The organism is Dietzia sp. DQ12-76 (genome assembly GCF_014145045.1).
GTDB lineage: Bacteria > Actinomycetota > Actinomycetes > Mycobacteriales > Mycobacteriaceae > Dietzia.
Genome location: NZ_JAALDV010000214.1, coordinates 1 through 16,160 on the forward strand (window position 1 = coordinate 1; position 16,160 = coordinate 16,160).

The window sequence follows — 16,160 nt, forward strand, 5'->3', positions numbered from 1 at the left end:
CGGCCCGCAGGTCCACCACCGGCAGGTCGCCGTCCGTGCGGATCGCGTCGCCCCCGCCGTTCCGGGAGTGATACCCGGCCGAGAAGTTCTCGAGTACGCGGACCTCCGCGGCGGGGACGTGGTACCGGATCGAGGCCACGATGTAGTCGCGCTCCACGTCGATGTCCGCGTCGATCTTGTGGGTCACCTGCAGGGTGAACAGCGACAGCCCCACCGCCCTGTCGTAGGTTCCCGCCCCGAGCCACTGCACGCGATGGCCGCCGGGCAGCAGCCAGCCGTCGGGGCACCGCCAGAACCGGACGTGATGTCGCTGCGCCGCGTTGCCCTCCACCTCCTGTTGGTATGCCAGGCACTGCCTCCGGCCGAAGAGCCGCAGGGGGCTCACCGGCGCCGAGGGGTAGGACCGCCGCAGCACCGAGGACAGGATGATGCCCCAGGACGAGCGGACCGTGACGTCGTCGGCCAGCACCCAACCACAGGCCGTCATGGCCTCGTGGATCTGCCGGGCCGTGCCGTCGACGGCCAGGTTGACCGGGTCCCCCAGCAGACCGTCTGACGTCCGGGTGCGGGCGATGAAGTACCCGGGCACGTAGACCGAGGTGATCATGGTCTGCAGGCGGGGCAGGACCAGATAGGCCACGAGCGCCCAGAACGGGATCAGCAGGAACAGGTGCCACCACGTGTGGCGCCACACCTCGTCCAACAGTCGCCAGCCCAACCATCCGGCCGAGAGGGTGGCCAGGGCGAAGAACACCGTGTCGACGATCTGACCCGGCAGCGCCGGACGGACGTCGTCGTCCCGCACCTTGGACGGCAGGCGGGCGTAGACCGGGGGCCCGGCCTGTGTCTCCGGCCCGGCCGGCCCGGCAGGGTCGTCCGATTCCGCGCCGGGCGACGTGACCGGTCGCTCGCTGGTGGGCATGGCTCGACGATAGTCCGCGGTACGGTCCGCGTGGAGCACGATGACTGCCAGAATATCCCCCGTGTCCACGACAGCTCCGACGCCGGCCAGCAGCCTCGGCGCCCACGAGGATCACCTGCGGGACCTCGGCCTGCCGATGATGATCGTCCCGTCCACGCGGGCCCGGGAGATCCTCGTCCGTTCGGCCGGGGTCAGCGCGGGCCTCGCGGTGGCCACCTCGGGTCTCTCCGCACTGGACCGCTCGAACGACTACGCGGTGGCGCTGCTCGAGCGGGTCGGAGAGGACTCCCCCGAATGGGAGGAGCTGGCGGTGAGCGATCCGATCATCCTCCTGCTCCTGTTGGCACTCGGACTGTTCATCGCGGCGCCGATCCTCGGCTGGTTCGTGGCCCGCGTGGTCCGTCGCGTGGGCCCATTGCCCGGGTCCGTCATCGGGCTCGCCTCGGCGGTCGCGCTCGTCGTGGCGGCCCCGCTGTCCTTCGAACCCCATGACGGCCCCGGCCCGGGCACGACCGTTCTGCTCGCGGCGGGGGTCCTGGTGGGCACCTACGTCGGCGCGGGCTCGCTCGTGCGCTGGTCCGCACGGCGGGTCCGGCGCGAGCTGGGGACCATGGGCCACATGGTGGCCCGGGTCCTGCCGGTCCTCATGTTGGCCGTGCTCTTCCTGTTCTTCAGCGCGGAGATCTGGCAGGTGATGGTGGCCCTGTCCTGGCCGCGGACCTTCGCCGTGGTGGGCGTCATGGGCCTGCTCACGGTCCTCCTCGTGACCATCACCACGCGCGACGACCTCCACGACGAGTTGGAGGCCCGGGCGCCGGGCCGGGAACTGCGGATCGCCGAACGGATCAACGTCCTGCTGGTCCCGGTGATCGCCACCCTGATCCAGGCCGCGCTGTTCGCCTGCCTGGTCTTCCTGTTCTTCGTCTTCCTGGGGTGGATAGCGATCCCCGAGGCCACCGAGACCCGGTGGACGCTCTGGACGACGGAGGGTCTCGGCGGCCTGCTGGCAGGCGTCCCGGTCAGCGTGACCCTGGTGCGGGTCTCGCTCACCCTCGCCGCGTTCTCCGCCCTCAACCTGGCCGCCGCGGCGGCCTCAGACTCCGCGCACCGCGCGCGGTTCGTCCGTCCCATGATCGACGAGGTGGTCCATGGCCTCGCCGCGCGGGAGGCCTATCTGCGGGCACGGCGACGAGGCTGAACCAGGCCCTCTGGTCCCGGCCTCGGGCCCCACCTCGGCCCCCTGCCTCACGCCCCTCGGCGCTCCCGCCCGCGCACCCACACGGTCACGAACAGGGCGACGGCCACGACCGCCGCGGCGACGCCCAGCGCGGCCACGCCGAGGACGATCTGGAGTACCGCGCCCGCCACACCGCCCAGCGCGAGTGCCGCCCAGAGCGAGACCTGCTGACGATAGGGCGCCCACGACCCCCCCGCCAGCGCATCCACCAGGCGATGTGCGGACTTGACCACCGCACCGGTCATGTAGGTGACCCCCAGCGAGACCTCGCCCCTGGAGTGGAACACCGAGTTCATGGCCCCCATCGAGGCCGCGACGACAGTCATCGACGCCGGCGCCCCGACGACCGTGGCCGCGGTGAGCTGGTGCACCGCGAGCGATAGCAACAGCAAGGAGGCGACCAGGGCCAGGACGGCCGGGCGGTCGTCCCCGGGCCGGAGCCGGGTCACCACCGCTCCCGCGACCGCTCCGAGGAAGAACGAGACCAGGACGACGGCCGCGATGCCCGCGCCCCCGAGGTCCCCCTCCACCAGATCGACGGCCAGCCGGGTGGAGTTACCACTCATGAACGAGACGAAGTAACCGCCCACCACCAGGAAGCCGACCGCGTCGACGAAGCCCGCCGTGCCGGCCAGGACCACCGCGAGCACCCGCTCGCGCCTGCGGAGGTCACGCATCGGACCACCTCCGAGCGGCCGCATTCGGAGCGACCGTACTCGGAGCGGTCTGACTCCGGAGGAGGGGTCTCACACGGGGTCGACGCCGAACAACTCCGGCAGCGTCCCCTCGTGGGCCGCGCGCAGGTCGGCGGTGGTGAGGGTGAACTGCCCCTGGACCTCGAAGGCCTCCGAGTCCGGGTCCGTGACGGCGATGCGGGTGTGCGGGATGTGCTGTGCCGTGAGCATCTGCTGGAACCGGATCTCCTCGCCCCGGGGAACCGACACGATCACGCGGCCGGAGGATTCGGAGAACAGCCACACGAACGGGTCCGCGTCGGCGGGCAACACCACTCTGAGGCCGCACTCCCCGGCGAGGGCCGACTCCACGAGCGCCTGGGCGAGCCCGCCCTCCGACAGGTCGTGTGCGCCGGTGATCAGGCCGTCCTTGGAGCACGTGGCCAGGATCCGGGCGAGCGTGGCCTCCCACTCGAGGTCGACCGTCGGGGGCATGCCGCCGAGGTGCTGGTGGGCGACCTGCGCCCAGATCGAACCGTCGAGCTCGTCCCGGGTCTCACCGAGCAGGTAGACGCTCTCGCCCGGGGTGTCTCCGAACGCGGTCGGGATACGACGCGCGACGTCGTCGATCACCCCGAGCACCCCCACGACGGGAGTGGGCAGGATGGGTGTGGACCCGGTCTGGTTGTAGAAGGACACATTTCCACCGGTCACGGGGATGCCGAGCTCGGCGCAGCCGTCTGCCAGGCCGTGGACGGCCTCGCGGAACTGCCACATGACGCCGGGGTCCTCGGGGGAGCCGAAATTGAGGCAGTTGGTCACGGCGACCGGGAGCGCGCCGGTGACGGCCACGTTCCGGTACGCCTCGGCCAACGCGAGGCGGGCGCCAGTGTACGGGTCCAGCCTGGTGTAGCGCCCCGAGGCGTCGGTCGACAGCGCGATGCCGCGGCCCGACTCCTCATCGATCCGCAGGACCCCGCCGTCCGCGTTCTCCGCCAGGACCGTGTTCCCGCGCACGTAGCGGTCGTACTGCTCGGTGATGAACTTGCGCGAACACAGTGCGGGGCTGGCCACCATGTCGAGGAGCGTGCGACGCAGTTCCTCGCCGGTGGTCGGCCGCGCCAACGAGGCGGTGGTGTCCGCCTGCAGGGCGTCCTGGTCCGCCGGGCGCTCCAGGGGGCGATCGTAGACCGGGCCGTCGTGGGCCACGGTGCGCGGGGGGACGTCCACCACGGTCTCGCCGCGGAACTCGATGGTGAGCCGGTCGCCGTCGGTGACCTCACCGATGTCGGTGGCCAACACGTCCCACCGGCGGCACACCTCCATGAAGGCGTCCACGTTCTCCGGCGCCACCACGGCGCACATCCGCTCCTGCGACTCGCTCGACAGGATCTCCGCCGCCGACATCCCCTCGGCGCGCAGGGGCACGTTGTCCAGCACGACGTGCATCCCGCCGTCACCCGCCGCGGCGAGTTCGGAGGTGGCACAGGCCAGACCCGCTCCCCCGAGGTCCTGGATCCCGACCACGAGCTCCTCGCGGTAGAGCTCGAGACAGCACTCGATGAGCACCTTCTCGGCGAACGGGTCCCCCACCTGGACGCTGGGGAGCTTGCGGGGCTTGACGGGCGCGCCGTGCTCGTCCTCCTCGAAGGTCTCGGAGGCGAGGACGGACACTCCCCCGATCCCGTCGAGTCCTGTCCGGGCGCCGAAGAGGATGATCCGGTTCCCCGTCCCGGACGCGAACGCGAGATGGAGGTCCTCGACCCGCATCACGCCAGCACACAGGGCGTTGACCAGCGGGTTGGCCGCATAGGACTCATCGAAGACGGTCTCACCGCCGAGGTTCGGCAGACCGAGGCAGTTTCCGTAACCGCCGACACCCGCGACGACGCCCGGGAGCACACGGTGGGTGTCGTCCGCGTCGGCCGGGCCGAACCGCAGCTGGTCCATGACCGCCACCGGGCGCGCGCCCATCGCCATGATGTCGCGGACGATCCCGCCGACACCGGTCGCGGCGCCCTGGTACGGCTCGATGTAGGAGGGGTGGTTGTGTGACTCGACCTTGAACGTCACGGCCCACCCGTCACCGATGTCGACCACGCCGGCGTTCTCGCCGATTCCCGCGAGCATGGTGGATCGCATCTCGTCCGTCGTCGTCTCGCCGAAGTAGCGCAGATGCACCTTGGAGGACTTGTACGAGCAGTGCTCCGACCACATGACCGAGTACATGGCCAGCTCGGCGTCCGTGGGCCGACGGCCGAGGATCTCGCGTATCCGGGCGTACTCGTCCTCCTTCAGCCCGAGTTCGGCCCACGGCTGGGCGAGCTCGGGGGTGTCGGAGGCGTGCGAGATGGAATCCACGTGAGTCGTCACGGGGGCGAGTCTAGTCGGCCCCCGGCGGCCCGCGAATCCGCTCCCGGCCGGGGCTAGGTGGACAGCACCTCGAAGGTCAGACCCCCGCGCTCGACGCGCGCGAGGAGCGCGTCCCCCATCGCCTGGGCGGTGGTGAGTTGCCCCGCGAGAGCGGGGAGCTCGTCGAAGGCCAGGCACAGGGCCGACTCCGCGATCATCATGGAGGTCTCGGTGTATCCGGGGTCACCGCCGCAGACCCGGGTGACCACCCGACGCCCACCCGCCAACGCCACGAAGGTCACGTCGAACGACGACCGGGCGCGGCGGGACTCGCTCGGCCCGGCGCCACGATCGATCCTCTTGAGAAGCTGAGACCTGATGGGGCCGATCTGCGCACCCACGGCCAGCGCCCCGACCCCGACCATGCCCGCCGTCGCGGTCAGAGGCGATTTGACCGAGGCGTAGTGCGCGTAGCTGAAGTCCGGGCCGTAGCTCTCCAACGCGGCCGCCGAGCGCAGGACGATCTGCGGGTCGATCGTGGGCAGGGGGACCAACCAGCGACCGAGGACGCTGTCGTGGTGCGGCTTGCCCGTCACCGACTTGATGCGCCGACCCTCGACCCTGCCCTCCTTCGCGCGCCGCGCCTTTGCGGTGCGGGCGGCCTGGCGGAGCCTGGCGAACTGGCCGATGGCCGAGTGGTAGGTGCCGCCGGAGAACTGGGCGTCGGCGTGGACCGCGCCGTACACGGCCACCGGTACCCCCTCGGGGACCTGCTTCATGGTGTAGTACACGCCCAGGTCGTGGGGGATGGAGTCGAACCCGCACGCGTGGATGATGCGCGCGCCGGAGGCCACGGCCGTGTCGTGGTACTCGAGGTACATGCGGTCGGCGAACTCGGGCTCGCCCGTGAGGTCGACGTAGTCGGTACCGGCCTCCGCACAGGCGGCGACGAGCGGTTCGCCGTACTCGAGGTACGGGCCCACGGTGGTGAGCACGACACGGGCCGACCCGGCCATGTCCGCCAGTGACTCCGGATCCCCGGTGTCCGCCACCACGATCCCCGGGGCCGGGACGTCGGGCATCTCGGCGCTGAGCCTGGCCACGAGCGCATCGAGCTTCACCCTCGACCGGCCCGCCACCGCCCACGCGCCCCCCTCGGGGAGGTTGCGCATCAGGTAGTCGGCGACCAGGCCGCCGGTGTAGCCGGTCGCACCGTAGACGACGATGTCGAACGGCCGGTGGGATCTGTCGGACGCGGACTCGGGCTGGGTGGTGGATTCGCTCACCCCACGGTTCTACCGCATTCCACGCCTACCGCAGTCCACGGGTCCGGCGACCGCTGCCGGTCCGGAGGATCGAACGCCCGCATCCATGAGGGCCGGCAGGACGGGCGATCCGCCGAGCTCCGGTCTGCCCACACCCACTCGAGGGTCAGAATCTCAGCAAACACTAATGTAACGAACTGGACGCAATAGTCCCCACGTGTCCAACTCCGGGTGCAGACTCGCCTGTACCTGCGACCACCAGGGTGGCAGGCATCAACCCCGAGACCGTTCGGGGCGGTTACGTAAAGGAGACCACATGGACCTCGTCGGTTCGGTCAGCGAAATCATCCTTCCCATCATCGGAGAGGCCTCGGGCAGCGTCGGCGAGCCCACCGGGTCCTCCGCGGTGGACACCCTCACGCAGGCCGCGTTCATCCTCCCGGGCCTGCTGCTGAACATCCTCGGTGGAGCCGGGGCGGATATCGGGAGCAGCGCCCCGGCCTTCTGATCGCGGACCCACCCTGCTGAACGACGGGCCCGCCGGGAGTGATCCCGGCGGGCCCGTCGTGGCGAGTAGAGGTCTCGGGTCAGGCGGTGACCACCGAGTCGAGGGCGGACAGGAACAGCCCCAGGCCGTCGTCGGAGGGGCCGGTCAGCGGGTCGATCGCGTGCTCCGGGTGGGGCATGAGGCCCACGACCCGGCCGTTCTCCGAGCAGATACCGGCGATGCCGTTGGTCGATCCGTTGGGGGCGTCGCCGGCGAAGCGGAACACCACTCGCCCCTCGCCCTCGAGCTGCGCGATCGTCTCCGCCGTGGCCATGAAGCGCCCCTCGCCGGACTTGAGGGGGATGAGGATCTCGGCCCCCTGCTCGAACCGCCCGGTCCACGCGGTGTCGGTGTTCTCCACGCGCAGCCACTCGTCGCGGCACACGAAGTGCATGTCGCGGTTGCGCCCGAGGGCACCGGGCAGCAGGCCCGCCTCACACAGGATCTGGAAGCCGTTGCAGATGCCCAGCACCGGCATCCCTCCCCGGGCGGCCGCGATGACCTCGCCCATGACGGGTGCCATCGAGGCGATCGCGCCGCAACGCAGGTAGTCGCCGTAGGAGAATCCGCCGGGCACCACCACGGCGTCGACCCCCTTGAGGTCGGCGTCGTCGTGCCACAACGAGACGGCCTCCGCGCCGGACCTGGTCACGGCCCGCGAGGCGTCGATGTCGTCGAGCGTGCCGGGGAAGGTGATGACGCCGACCCGTGCGCTCACGAGGCCACCTCCGCGGTGTCCACGCGCACGACCGTCCAGTCCTCGATGACCGTGTTGGCCAGGAGCGACGACGCGATCTCCTCGAGTTCGGCGTCGGACACCTCGTCGGACACCTCGAGCTCGAACCGCTTGCCCTGACGGACGTCGGTCACGCCCGTGTGGCCGAGACGGCCCAGGGCCCGGTGGATGGCCTGCCCCTGCGGATCGAGGATCTCGGCCTTGGGCATGACTTCGACGACGACTCGGGCCACGGTGGATCTCCTCGATCGGTGGAAACGCGGGGGCGGACCCGGACCGGCCGGGGCTCGGCTGCCAATCGTACTAGGAGTCGGCGGGGCCACCGAATGGCTCAGGCCGCGGGGGCCAGTGCGACCGCCGGCCATTCGTAGCGGCCGGCGATCGCCCCGTACTCCCCGGTCACCCGATCCACCGCGTCCAACAACGCCGACCGCGGTGCGCGGCGCGAGAGCTGGGTGGCGGAGACGTTGACGCGCACCAGACCTCCCGACGCCGCCGTCCGACAGGCTGCGGTGACGAGGGCCCGGCACCACCAGGCGTCGGCGATGAAGCCCTCCCCGATCGACAGCGCCCGTCCACGCTCCGTGGTCCCGCGGACCACGTCATGGACGCCGACGAGGGAGGCGCAGAGCCGGAAGCCCGCGCCGGGCAGCGCCTCGAGGCACCCCGGCGAGGCGTTCCACCGAGGAGGTGCGAAAAGCCGCGTCCTCAGGCCCATATCGGCCATGATCCGGTCCGCAGCGGCGAGACGGACTGCCGCCTCCGCAGGTCCGATCGCGGCGAACTCGGGCCGGCGCGGTCGGGTAGCCGCCTCGTCGTATCCACCCAGCACGATCGAGTCACCCCGCTCGCGACGGTGCCGGAGCCACCCCTGGGTGGCCCGGTCCTCGGTCATCCGGTATTCACGCCCCCGCCTCGGCGCGACGAGCAATGAGACTGGCACGCGTCGCCGTTCGAGGTCGCCGACCAGGTCGACCGCTCCCTCGAGAGTGGAGTCCCGCAGACCCGAGACGGAGACGATGAGGCGGGCGGTGGCCGGGCGCGATGTCATGGTCGCCATGGTCGCAGCCCCATGTGACGGAGCGACGACGGCGAGGTGTACGTCCGGTGGCCCTACGGGAGGTGACGCCCCGGCCGGACGTGACGCCCCGGCCGGACGTGACGCGCCGGGACGGGGTCAGACCGGGAGGACGTCCTCGATCGCCTCGGTGAGCTCGGGGGCGCCCGGCTCCACCTTGGGACGGAAGCGACCCACGACCTCTCCCGCGGGGGAGAGCAGGAATTTCTCGAAGTTCCACTGCACGTCACCGGCCTGGCCGTCGGCGTCGGCGACCGCGGTCAGCTCCGCGTACAGCGGGTGGCGATCCGGGCCGTTGACGTCGACCTTGGCCGCCAGCGGGAAGGAGATCCCGTACTTCTCGGTGGTGAACTTCTTGATCGCGTCCTCGTCACCGGGCTCCTGACCCATGAACTGGTTGCACGGGAAGCCCAGGACGAAGAACCCGCGGTCCCGGTAGTCGTCCGCCAGTTCCTGCAGACCCTCGTACTGCGGGGTGAGTCCACACTCGCTGGCCACGTTGACCACCAGGACGGCGTGCCCCGCGTAGTTACCGAGCCGGGCCTGTTCGCCGTCGATGGTCGTGAAGGTGATGTCGTGGAGGCTGCTCATGTGAGCCAGAATACGCCGTCGGCAGACTTGACAGATCGTTGGGTTTTTACAACACTGCATTGCATGAGCCCAGTGCGACGGGGAGAAAAGCTCCCCATCTACAACCGGATTGCCGTCCTGCGGGCCGAGCACCGACTCAGCCGGGCCTCGCTCGCCGAACGGATCGAGGTCAACCCCCAGACCGTGGGGGCGCTCGAACGGGGCGACCACTACCCCAGCCTGGATCTGGCCTTCCGCATCTGCGCGGTGTTCGACCTGCCCGTCGAGGCCGTGTTCTCCCGGGACGAGTTCCAGCCGATGTCCACCGAGATCTACCGCCGCACACCACCGGACGCACCACGAGCAGAGGACACACCATGAACTCGATCGCCGACGACACCCTGACCGCCGCCGAGCGCCGTTACGAGACGACCGTCGGCCGACTCTCCGGCAGCCTGCCCTCCTGGCGCACCCCCGAGCGTCGCCGACTGCTGGTCCGGTTGAACTGGGCGTGCGTCGCGGTCATGGCGCTGATCGCCCTGGCCGGGTTCTTCTGGCTCCCCATCGTGATCGCCTGGGTGCCGATGGCGGTGGCGATCTGTACGGTGTGGACGATGCTGCGCACCGTCATCGACGTCAAGGACACCGCCCCGCCGCGCTACCTCGACGAGTTCGAGACGCAGACACTCCTGCGCGCCAGGTCCACCGCGCTGTCGGTGCTCGTGGGACTCTGTTTCGTGACCGGGATCGTGCTGGTCTTCGGATCCTCCTTGGAACTCGGGGACGGCCATCGCCTCGCCTACGCGATGGGCGGGGTCGCGATCCTGGGTGTCTTCGTCGGCGGGATCATCCCCGCCGCCGCGATGGCCGGGACCATGGACCCCGCCGACGACGACGAGCGCTGACCACAACCGTCGAGAACAACTGTCGGACACAACCGCGCGCGAACACTGCAGCCACACGCGAGATTTCGTGTGTGGCTGCAGTGCTTGCGCGCGTGTGCCGGCCGGGCGCGTGTGCCGGCCGGGCGCGCGTGTGCCGGCCGGGTGCGTGTGCCGGCCCGCGCGCGGGAGAGGAACTTATCCGGCTCCTGCCGTCCGGATCGTCCACGCGTACTCGAACGCGGTCTGGCGCCAGCGCTCGTACCGCCCGGAGACGCCACCATGGCCGGCACTCATCTCGCAGCGCAGCAGGACCGGGCGCTCCGCGGAATCAGCCGAGGTGGACACCGCCCGGAGCCTGGCCACCCACTTGGCGGGCTCCACGTAGAGCACCCGGGTGTCGTTGAGCGAGGTCACTGCCAAGATCGCCGGGTAGTCCTTGGCCTCGATGTTCTCGTACGGCGCATAGGACGCCATGTAGTCGTAGACCTCCGGCGAATGCAGAGGATCCCCCCACTCGTCCCACTCGATCACCGTGAGCGGCAGCTCGGGCATGAGGATCGAGGTGAGCGGATCGACGAACGGGACGACCGCCTGGATGCCGACGAACAATTCCGGCGCGAGGTTGGCCACAGCGCCCATGAGCAGGCCACCCGCGCTGCCGCCCTCCGCCACCAACCGGTCCGGGGCGGTGAGCCCGGAGTCGACCAGGTGCCGCGCGCAGTCGACGAAGTCCGTGAAGGTGTTCCGCTTGGTCAGGGTCTTGCCCTGCTCGTACCAGAGGCGCCCCATCTCACCGCCGCCCCGCACGTGCGCGACCGCGTAGGCCATCCCCCGGTCGAGCAGCGAGAGCCGGGCCACCGAGAAGGCGGGGTCGATGCTGGTCTCGTACGAACCGTAGCCGTACAGCAGGGTCGGAACCTGCTCGCCCGCGTCGATCCGGGCTGCGGTCTCCAGCGACATCACCAGGGAGATCGGCACCTGGGTGCCGTCCCCGGCGGTGGCCCAGTCCCGGCGCTGCACGTACCCGGCCGGGTCGTAGCCGCCCAGCACCTCCTGCTCGCGCAACAGGGTCCGCTCCCCCGTGGCCAGCGCCAGGGAGTAGATGCGGCCCGGGGTGACGAACGAGCCGAACCCGAACCTCAGCACCGGTGCGTCCCACTCCGGGTTCGACCCCGGGCCGGAGGTGAACAGTTCCTCGTCGAAGTCCACGGGGGTGAACCCGGAATACGCCTCCACACCCCCGGTCGACGCGGGATCCAGCGGCATCAGGGAGAACCGGGGCAGCGCCTGCTCCCGGTACCCGAGCACCAGCACACGGGCGAACGCGTCGACCCCCTCCACCCGCACGTCGTCGCGGTGCGGCACGAGCGGGTTCAGATCGCGGAAGTCGCCGTCGACCGGGCCGGCGGGCGCCTCGACCACGGCGAAGTTGGGAGAACCGGCGTTGTGGGTGATGAGGAAGCGATCCTCGCCTCCGACGACCGCGTGCTCGACGTCGTACTCGACGCCCTCCTCGCGAGGTCGTACGCACCAGAACTCGCCCGCCGGGTCGGCGGAATTCAGGCACCACACCTCGGTGGTGATCTTGGACCCCGCGGCGATCTGCAGGTACTTCTCGCTGCGCGTCTCACCGACCCCGATCCAATAGGACTCGTCGGGCTCGTGGAACACCTCGTCGTCGTCGTCCCGGGTCGTCCCCAGGCGGTGACGCCACACGGTGTCGGGTCGCCACGCCTCATCGACCGTCACGTAGAACACGTACTGCCCGTCGCGTGACCAGGTGACCCCGGCAGCGATCCCGGAGATCTCCTCGTCCGGGGCCGTGTGGTCCGGGTCGAGGGAGCGGAACCGGAGGGTGTAGCGTTCGTCGCCCTCGGTGTCGGTGGCCCAGGCGAGGACGCGGCCGTCGTGGCTGACCGAGAACGCGCCGAGCGCGAAATACTCGTGCCCCTCGGCCTCGGCGTTACCGTCCAGCAGCAGCTGCTCGCCGGGGAGCTCGACACCGGGCGAGACCTCCGGCGGGACCCACCCGGCCGGGTCGCCGGGATCCGCCACGAACTCCGGAGGCACGGGGACGCGGCAGTGCCGGGCGTAGGACAGGCCCTCCGAGGTGCGGGAGAAGTACCACCAGCCGGCGGCCCGCACGGGAACCGACATGTCGGTCTCCTTGACGCGGGAACGGATCTCCTCGTAGACCTCGTCCTCGAGCGGCTTCTGCCCGGCCGTCATCGCGTCCGTGTACGCGTTCTCCGCCTCCAGGTACTCGCGGGTCGCCGGGGCGTCCTTGTCGCGCAGCCACTCGTAGTCGTCCACGAAGACGCGGCCGTGGTGCTCACGGCGGTGGGGGCGGCGCTCGGCCCGGGGAGGCGCGGGGACCCGCTGATCGGTGGCGGTGGTGTCGGTCCCGCTGCCGGTGGCGTCATAGGCGCTCATGCGGACTCACCGCCGAGCCACTCCGAGAACCGCAGGCCGGAGATCCGCTCGTACGCCTCGACGTACCGTGCCCGGGTCGCCTCGACCACCTCCGGCGGGAGCGGGGGCGGCGGTGAATCCGAGGATCGGTCCCAACCCGAGTCCGGGCCGGTGAGCCAGTCGCGCACGTACTGCTTGTCGAAGCTCGGCTGGACGCGGCCGGCCTCGTACCCGTCCGCCGGCCAGTACCGGGAGGAGTCCGGGGTGAGCACCTCGTCGGCCAGGATCAACTCGCCCTCGGACAACCCGAACTCGAACTTCGTGTCCGCCAGCAGCAGCCCGCGGTCGGCGGCCATCTCTGCCGCCCTCGCGTACACCTCCAGGGTGGCGGTCCGGAGCCGGCCGGCCAGCTCGTCGCCGACGATCCCGGAGAGCTGCTCGAACGAGATGTTCTCGTCATGGTCGCCCACCGCCGCCTTGGTGGCGGGCGTGAAGATCGGCTCCGGCAGTCGGCTGGCCTCGACGAGCCCCTCGGGGAGCTCGACACCGCACACCGACCCCGACTCGCGGTACTCGACCATCCCGGACCCGGTCAGGTACCCACGGGCGACACACTCGGCCTGCACCATGTCCAGGCGGCGCACGACCATCGCCCGGCCGAGCACCTCGGCGGGGATCCGATCGTCGTCCAGAGGCCCCGCGAGGTGGTTCGGCACCTCGAGGGCGTCGAAGAAGTAGGCGCTCATGGCGGTGAGCACACGGCCCTTGTCGGGAATCGGCGTGCCGAGCACATGGTCGTACGCCGAGATCCGGTCGGTGGCCACCAGGAGCAGCGTCTCGCCGTCGATCTCGTATAACTCGCGGACCTTCCCGGCGGCGAGATGGCGGTAGGAGGAGAGCTCGGGTCGCATGGGCGTCAGCGTAGTCGGAGGGGGTCGGTGCGGCCCACGGTGCAGTCAGGCTGCACTGATGTCGCTCGAACGCAGGACAGACAGCGGAACAGACGGCGCAGAGAATTGCCTGACCCGATCACCGACGCAGGACGGCAGCTCACCCCCTGCACCCGAGACCATGGAGTCGCCACGACCACCTTGTCCCCGCTCGCGCCCGGCAGGAGAGTCCGCCTCCTCCTGGCCGCACTCCTGTCTCTCTTCGCCCTGGCCATCTCGACGATCGCCGTCCCCGCGCCGGCCCACGCCGCCATGTCCGTGGACCAGTTCGTGGCCAAACACAATGGTGGGAAGTGGGACTTCGACGGAGCCTACGGAGCCCAGTGCGTCGACCTCATCCAGTTCTACAACCGCGATGTGGTCGGTGCGCCCCGGTTGTCCGGCAACGCCAAGGACCTCTTCGGAAACGCCTCGGGGACCCACTATCACAAGCTCGGATCCGGAACCGCGCCCGTCAAAGGCGACGTCGCGGTGTGGGGAGCCTCGGTCGGAGGTGGATACGGCCACGCCGGGATCGTCCTGGCCGACCAGGGCGGGAGCGTCCGCATCCTCAGCCAGAACAACCACGCCCCGTACAACGGCACCACCCCGACAGAGATCATCTCGATGAGCAAAGCAGGGATCATCGGCTACCTACGGCCGAAGAACCTGACTCCGCCAGCGCCGACAGGGCACGCCCCGGTGGGCCACTTCGACTCGGTCGCCGTGGCCGAACCCGGCCGGATCGCGGTCCGCGGCTGGGCATTCGACAGGGACGACGCCGCCCGTTCGCTCGCGGTCCACGTCTACATCGGCGGTCAAGCCGGCGCTCCCGGCGTCGAGGGCCACGAGATCCGCGCTGACAAGAGCCGGCCCGACGTCAACTCGACCCACAATATCTCGGGAAACCACGGCTTCGACTCGTTCATCAACTCCAGGAAAGTGGGCTCCCAGCAGGTCTGCGCGTACGCGATCGGCGTGGGGAACGGTGGCAACGCGCTCATCAGCTGCAGGACGATCACCATCCCCGACCCCAACCCCCTGGGGAAATTCGAAACCGCCGCGTCGTCCGTCCCCGGAACGATCGACGTCAAGGGGTGGTCATTCGACCGGAGTAAGACGAGCACTGCGCTAGAGATGCACGTCTACGTCGGCGGAGAGGCCGGGAGCGCCAACGTGGAGGTCCACAAGATCAGGGCCGATGTGGCCAGGTCCGACGTGAACAACGCACATGGGATCTCCGGGAACCACGGTTTCGACAACCGGCTCGCCGTGAAGAAGACCGGAACCCAGAAGGTCTGTGTCTACGCCATCAATACGGGCGTCGGGTGGAACAACACCTCGCTGGGCTGCAAGACGGTGAGCATCGAGGCCGCCGCCGCGCCCGGTCTGGGCGCGGGTTCGCTGGGGAGTTGACGCTCTCCAGCTCTGCACGTGACACGGGGCGCACCGGATTCCGGTGCGCCCCGCTCCGCGGACCCGACCTCAGCCCAACCGCGCGTCCAGCCACTCCCCGAGCGCCGCGTACGCCTGGTCCGCACACAGGTCGTTGAACAGCTCGTGCAGGCCGCCCTCGAACTCCCGATAGGTGATCTCCGGCCGCGGGTCGTGGTCCGATCCCGCGACCTGGGCGAACCGGCGCGCACCCGTCGGTGAGGTGATGGAGTCCGCAGAACCGTTGATCACCAGGGTCGGCAACCGCAGGGCGCTCGAGCGCTCCAGGAACTTCTGCCCGCCCGCGAGCAGCGTCCCTGCGGCCAGCGCCGGCACCCCTTTGTGGTGCACGAGCGGGTCGGAGGTGTAGTCCGCCACGTACTCGGGAACGCGGGAGATCTCGTTCGGGTCCAGCTTCTCCACGGGCAGGAAAGGCAGGAGCCGGGCGATCACCGGGGCTGCGGCCCGGAGCGGCGCGGGTGTGCTCTCGCCCACGACGATGCCGGGAGAGGACAGGATCAGTCCCACCAGGTCCCACGGGCGCCGGAGAGCGGACTCCCCGGCGATCAACCCACCCATCGAGTGCCCCATGAGGAGACGGGGCAGGGACCCGGTCCCCGCGCCCTCGGGGGTCCGGGTCCATTCCAGGACGGCGTCGCGGACGGCCAGGTTGTCCCGCATATGGGTCTCCGTGGAGACCCTGGCCCGCGGTCCGGGGGCGGTGCCGTGTCCCCGCAGGTCGTAGGAGACCACGCTGACCCCCCGGTCCACCAGGAACCGGATCGTCCGCCCGTAGCGACCGGAGTGCTCTCCGAAGCCGTGGACCAGGAGCAGCAGTGCCCGCGGCTCCTCGGCGTGGTGAAGTGTCGCCTGCAGGCCTTGTGTACCGGGGACGGGGATGATGGTCTCGCGCATGCGCCGAGACTATCCCCCGGCCAGGTCCCCGCGGCGCGGATCGGCCGGCCGCAGGTGTGTCAGAGGATCGATCCGGGTGTGTATCCGGCCGCCTCCGGGTTGCGGGCCACCAGCGCCTCGACGCGCGCGGCCACGGCGTCGACCTGATCACCGGCGGCACCGATGAACGCGGCGCGATCGGCCAGTGCCCCCTCGAGCGCCGCGC

Annotated in this window: 16 protein-coding genes; 5 read left to right on the forward strand and 11 right to left on the reverse strand. The window is 70.3% G+C overall.

All coding sequences use genetic code 11. The annotated features are described in order from the left end of the window. Window positions 1-922 (reverse strand): LssY C-terminal domain-containing protein (locus G6019_RS08295; protein WP_241725942.1); only part of this gene is annotated, 922 nt, incomplete at its 3' end. 61 nt (window positions 923-983) lie between these two features. On the opposite strand from G6019_RS08295, the gene G6019_RS08300 reads away from it, so the two are divergent. After that, window positions 984-2,120: a hypothetical protein gene (locus G6019_RS08300; RefSeq protein WP_107755791.1), complete on the forward strand. Its 1,137-nt coding sequence runs from the start codon at window positions 984-986 to the stop codon at window positions 2,118-2,120. A gap of 47 nt (window positions 2,121-2,167) precedes the next feature. Here G6019_RS08300 and G6019_RS08305 read toward each other — a convergent pair whose 3' ends face one another. From G6019_RS08305 to G6019_RS08315, 3 genes are all read right to left on the reverse strand, one after another. Then, window positions 2,168-2,836 (reverse strand): YoaK family protein, encoded by a 669-nt coding sequence (locus G6019_RS08305; protein ID WP_182612069.1) that lies wholly within the window; start codon window positions 2,834-2,836, stop codon window positions 2,168-2,170. A gap of 69 nt (window positions 2,837-2,905) precedes the next feature. Further along, window positions 2,906-5,206, reverse strand: a complete 2,301-nt coding sequence (purL, locus tag G6019_RS08310) for a phosphoribosylformylglycinamidine synthase subunit PurL (protein WP_107755789.1) — start codon at window positions 5,204-5,206, stop codon at window positions 2,906-2,908. A 53-nt stretch (window positions 5,207-5,259) separates the two neighbouring features. Beyond that, entirely contained in the window at window positions 5,260-6,471 is a 1,212-nt protein-coding gene (locus tag G6019_RS08315) for a saccharopine dehydrogenase family protein (protein WP_182612070.1), read from the reverse strand. 295 nt (window positions 6,472-6,766) lie between these two features. On the opposite strand from G6019_RS08315, the gene G6019_RS08320 reads away from it, so the two are divergent. Continuing rightward, window positions 6,767-6,958 (forward strand): hypothetical protein, encoded by a 192-nt coding sequence (locus G6019_RS08320; RefSeq protein ID WP_107755787.1) that lies wholly within the window; start codon window positions 6,767-6,769, stop codon window positions 6,956-6,958. A 79-nt stretch (window positions 6,959-7,037) separates the two neighbouring features. On the opposite strand, the gene purQ is transcribed toward G6019_RS08320, so the two are convergent. The 4 genes from purQ to G6019_RS08340 all read right to left on the reverse strand — a co-directional run bounded on the left by purQ (window position 7,038) and on the right by G6019_RS08340 (window position 9,402). After that, the gene (gene purQ / locus G6019_RS08325; RefSeq protein ID WP_182612071.1) at window positions 7,038-7,715 is read right to left on the reverse strand and encodes a phosphoribosylformylglycinamidine synthase subunit PurQ; all 678 of its coding nucleotides are present in this window, start codon (window positions 7,713-7,715) and stop codon (window positions 7,038-7,040) included. Then, a complete protein-coding gene (gene purS / locus G6019_RS08330; protein ID WP_182612072.1) occupies window positions 7,712-7,966 on the reverse strand; it encodes a phosphoribosylformylglycinamidine synthase subunit PurS in 255 nt (84 codons plus the stop codon). Before purS ends, purQ begins: the two co-directional genes overlap by 4 nt. Window positions 7,967-8,064: 98 nt before the next feature. Continuing rightward, window positions 8,065-8,784, reverse strand: coding sequence for a DUF2334 domain-containing protein (locus tag G6019_RS08335; RefSeq protein ID WP_107757982.1), 720 nt, complete (start codon window positions 8,782-8,784; stop codon window positions 8,065-8,067). Between the two features lie 126 nt (window positions 8,785-8,910). Next, window positions 8,911-9,402, reverse strand: coding sequence for a glutathione peroxidase (locus tag G6019_RS08340; RefSeq protein WP_182612073.1), 492 nt, complete (start codon window positions 9,400-9,402; stop codon window positions 8,911-8,913). Window positions 9,403-9,465: 63 nt separating this feature from the next. On the opposite strand from G6019_RS08340, the gene G6019_RS08345 reads away from it, so the two are divergent. Next, complete coding sequence (locus G6019_RS08345; RefSeq protein WP_182612074.1) at window positions 9,466-9,762, forward strand: helix-turn-helix transcriptional regulator; 297 nt, start codon at window positions 9,466-9,468, stop codon at window positions 9,760-9,762. Then, window positions 9,759-10,286 carry a hypothetical protein gene (locus G6019_RS08350; RefSeq protein ID WP_107755782.1) on the forward strand — a complete coding sequence of 176 codons (528 nt, stop codon included), beginning with the start codon at window positions 9,759-9,761 and terminating at the stop codon, window positions 10,284-10,286. Before G6019_RS08345 ends, G6019_RS08350 begins: the two co-directional genes overlap by 4 nt. 174 nt (window positions 10,287-10,460) lie before the next feature. On the opposite strand, the gene G6019_RS08355 is transcribed toward G6019_RS08350, so the two are convergent. Together G6019_RS08355 and G6019_RS08360 are read right to left on the reverse strand one after the other, a co-directional pair. Continuing rightward, window positions 10,461-12,698: a S9 family peptidase gene (locus tag G6019_RS08355; protein ID WP_182612456.1), complete on the reverse strand. Its 2,238-nt coding sequence runs from the start codon at window positions 12,696-12,698 to the stop codon at window positions 10,461-10,463. Next, a complete protein-coding gene (locus G6019_RS08360; protein ID WP_182612457.1) occupies window positions 12,695-13,588 on the reverse strand; it encodes a phosphoribosylaminoimidazolesuccinocarboxamide synthase in 894 nt (297 codons plus the stop codon). The genes G6019_RS08355 and G6019_RS08360 overlap by 4 nt, the downstream gene beginning before the upstream one ends. A 180-nt stretch (window positions 13,589-13,768) precedes the next feature. Here G6019_RS08360 and G6019_RS08365 point away from each other — a divergent pair, with 180 nt between their 5' ends. Further along, window positions 13,769-15,022 (forward strand): CHAP domain-containing protein, encoded by a 1,254-nt coding sequence (locus tag G6019_RS08365; RefSeq protein WP_182612459.1) that lies wholly within the window; start codon window positions 13,769-13,771, stop codon window positions 15,020-15,022. Window positions 15,023-15,091: 69 nt separating this feature from the next. Here G6019_RS08365 and G6019_RS08370 read toward each other — a convergent pair whose 3' ends face one another. Then, entirely contained in the window at window positions 15,092-15,955 is an 864-nt protein-coding gene (locus G6019_RS08370; protein WP_182612460.1) for an alpha/beta hydrolase, read from the reverse strand. Window positions 15,956-16,160: the final 205 nt, after the last annotated feature.

What these genes read in the sequence shown, in the direction of transcription:
- G6019_RS08305 (WP_182612069.1), bottom strand. Translation starts at nt 2,836, where the DNA reads ATGCGTGACCTCCGCAGGCGCGAGCGGGTGCTCGCGGTGGTCCTGGCC.
- G6019_RS08320 (WP_107755787.1), top strand. Translation starts at nt 6,767, where the DNA reads ATGGACCTCGTCGGTTCGGTCAGCGAAATCATCCTTCCCATCATCGGA.
- G6019_RS08335 (WP_107757982.1), bottom strand. Translation starts at nt 8,784, where the DNA reads ATGACATCGCGCCCGGCCACCGCCCGCCTCATCGTCTCCGTCTCGGGT.
- G6019_RS08340 (WP_182612073.1), bottom strand. Translation starts at nt 9,402, where the DNA reads ATGAGCAGCCTCCACGACATCACCTTCACGACCATCGACGGCGAACAG.
- G6019_RS08345 (WP_182612074.1), top strand. Translation starts at nt 9,466, where the DNA reads ATGAGCCCAGTGCGACGGGGAGAAAAGCTCCCCATCTACAACCGGATT.
- G6019_RS08350 (WP_107755782.1), top strand. Translation starts at nt 9,759, where the DNA reads ATGAACTCGATCGCCGACGACACCCTGACCGCCGCCGAGCGCCGTTAC.
- G6019_RS08355 (WP_182612456.1), bottom strand. Translation starts at nt 12,698, where the DNA reads ATGAGCGCCTATGACGCCACCGGCAGCGGGACCGACACCACCGCCACC.
- G6019_RS08360 (WP_182612457.1), bottom strand. Translation starts at nt 13,588, where the DNA reads ATGCGACCCGAGCTCTCCTCCTACCGCCATCTCGCCGCCGGGAAGGTC.
- G6019_RS08370 (WP_182612460.1), bottom strand. Translation starts at nt 15,955, where the DNA reads ATGCGCGAGACCATCATCCCCGTCCCCGGTACACAAGGCCTGCAGGCG.